Origin of the sequence: Myxococcus vastator (assembly GCF_010894475.1) — a bacterium.
Classification (GTDB): Bacteria; Myxococcota; Myxococcia; order Myxococcales; family Myxococcaceae; genus Myxococcus; species Myxococcus vastator.
Genome location: NZ_JAAIYB010000765.1, coordinates 1 through 2,029 on the forward strand (window position 1 = coordinate 1; position 2,029 = coordinate 2,029).

Genomic DNA, 2,029 nt, shown 5'->3' on the forward strand with positions numbered 1-2,029 from the left:
CTTCTGGGCCTCCTAAGTGGGCTACATGGTTGAGGGTTTACGTTGACGCACCCGCCGAGGGCTCCTTATAAAGCCGCGGATTCTTCTCCCTTAGTCATTGGGGCCCCCTTGAGCACTTTCGCGTTGGACAGGGTCTCCGCCCAGCTCCCAGAGGCGGTGGCGGATCGCTACGTGGACCGGACCGGAGGCGCCTGGGCCGTCATCCATGCAGACTCGCTCCCGAAGGTCGCCGCGTTCCTGAAGAACGACCCGGAGCTGGAGTTCAAGCTGTTCGGCTCCATCGACGCCGTGGATCGGCTGCACCTGGCGGAGAACGACCCGCGCTTCGAGGTCGTCTACTTCCTCTACTCCCTCAAGCGGCACGAGCACGTGCGGCTCAAGGTGCGGGTGAGCGAAGCCAACCCGGTGGTCCCCACCCTGGTGCCGCTCTTCCGCGGCGCCAACTGGTGGGAGCGGCTGACCTTCGACTTCTACGGCATCCGCTTCGACGGGCATCCGGACCTGCGTCGCATCCTCCTCTACGACGAGTTCGAGGGGCACCCGCTGCGCAAGGACTACGCGCTGCGCGACCGGCAGCCGCTCATCCCCGAGCGCCCCATCAAGGACATCTTCCGCGGCCCCGGCACCAGCGGGCTCTCCTGAGCGAGGACATCCATGGCTGACACCCTCAAGCCCGAAGCGCCGAACCCCGACACCGACGCGTACGCCCACGAGTCGGAGCTGGAAGCCCATCTGCAGACCAAGCGGATGGTCATCAACATGGGCCCCTCCCACCCGGCCACGCACGGCACCGTGCGGCTGAAGGTGGAGCTCGAGGGAGAGACGATCGTCAAGATCGACCCTGAGATTGGCTTCCTGCACCGCGGCTTCCAGAAGAGCTGCGAGAACGTCACGTGGACGCAGTGCCTGCCCTACACGGACCGGCTCAACTACCTGTCCGCGATGATGAACAACTTCGGGTTCCTCAACGCCGTGGAGAAGCTCATCGGCCTGGAGATTCCCGAGCGCGCCCAGTACATCCGCGTCATCGGCTCCGAGCTGCACCGGCTGACGGACCACCTGACGTGCGTGGGCGCCACCGGCCTGGAGATGGGCGGCTTCGCGCCGTTCCTCCTCGCCATGGAGTTCCGCGAGCTGCTCCATGACCGCACCGCCGAGCTGACGGGCGCGCGCCTCACCACCAGCTTCGGCCGCGTGGGCGGCAGCAACCGCGACCTGCCCGAGGGCTGGATTGCCCGCGTCCACAAGTCGCTGGACCAGGGACAGGCGCTGCTCGACGAGATGGAAGGCCTGCTGACGAACAACCGCATCTTCGTGGACCGCACGAAGGGCACGGGGGTCATCAGCGCCGAGGACGCCATCGAGTACGGCTACACCGGCCCCGCCCTGCGCGCGTGCGGCGTGGACTACGACATCCGCAAGACGAAGCCGTACTGGGTCTACGACCGGTTCGACTTCGACATCCCGCTGGGCGAGCACGGCGACAACTACGACCGCTACCTCGTCCGGCTCGAGGAGATGCGCCAGTCCATCCGCATCCTGCGCCAGGCGATGGACACCATCCCCGCGGGCCCCATCATCGTAGATGACTGGCGCATCGCGCTGCCGCCCAAGCCCGAGGTCTACGGCACCATCGAAGGCGTGATGTCGCACTTCAAGCTGGTGATGGAGGGCATCCAGGTGCCCCCCGGTGAAGTCTACGACGCCACCGAGGCCTCCAACGGCGAGCTGGGCTGGTACCTGGTGAGCGACGGCCGCGGCCGTCCGTACAAGGTCCACGTGCGCGCGCCGGGCTTCCCCGTGCTCGCGGCCGTCCCCCACATCATCGAAGGCAAGATGCTGGCGGACCTCATCCCCACGTTTGACACCATCAACATGATCGGCGGCGAGGTCGAGCAGTGAGCGACAACGACACGAAGAAGCCCACCGGTGATGCGCAGCCGCCTCCGAAGGGGGCGCCCACGGACACGCCCGCGGCCAAGATTGGCCCGGAGCCGTCCAACCCGCCCGCCGGCGCGAAGCTGGACAC

The 2,029-nt window shown here is 67.0% G+C and carries 2 protein-coding genes; both read left to right on the forward strand.

All coding sequences use genetic code 11. The features are described 5' to 3' along the window. Window positions 1–123: 123 nt before the first annotated feature. Complete coding sequence (locus G4D87_RS37020; RefSeq protein WP_020478794.1) at window positions 124–642, forward strand: NADH-quinone oxidoreductase subunit C; 519 nt, start codon at window positions 124–126, stop codon at window positions 640–642. A 12-nt stretch (window positions 643–654) separates the two neighbouring features. Further along, window positions 655–1,902 (forward strand): NADH dehydrogenase (quinone) subunit D, encoded by a 1,248-nt coding sequence (nuoD, locus tag G4D87_RS37025; RefSeq protein ID WP_163787482.1) that lies wholly within the window; start codon window positions 655–657, stop codon window positions 1,900–1,902. The last annotated feature ends 127 nt before the right edge of the window (window positions 1,903–2,029 follow it).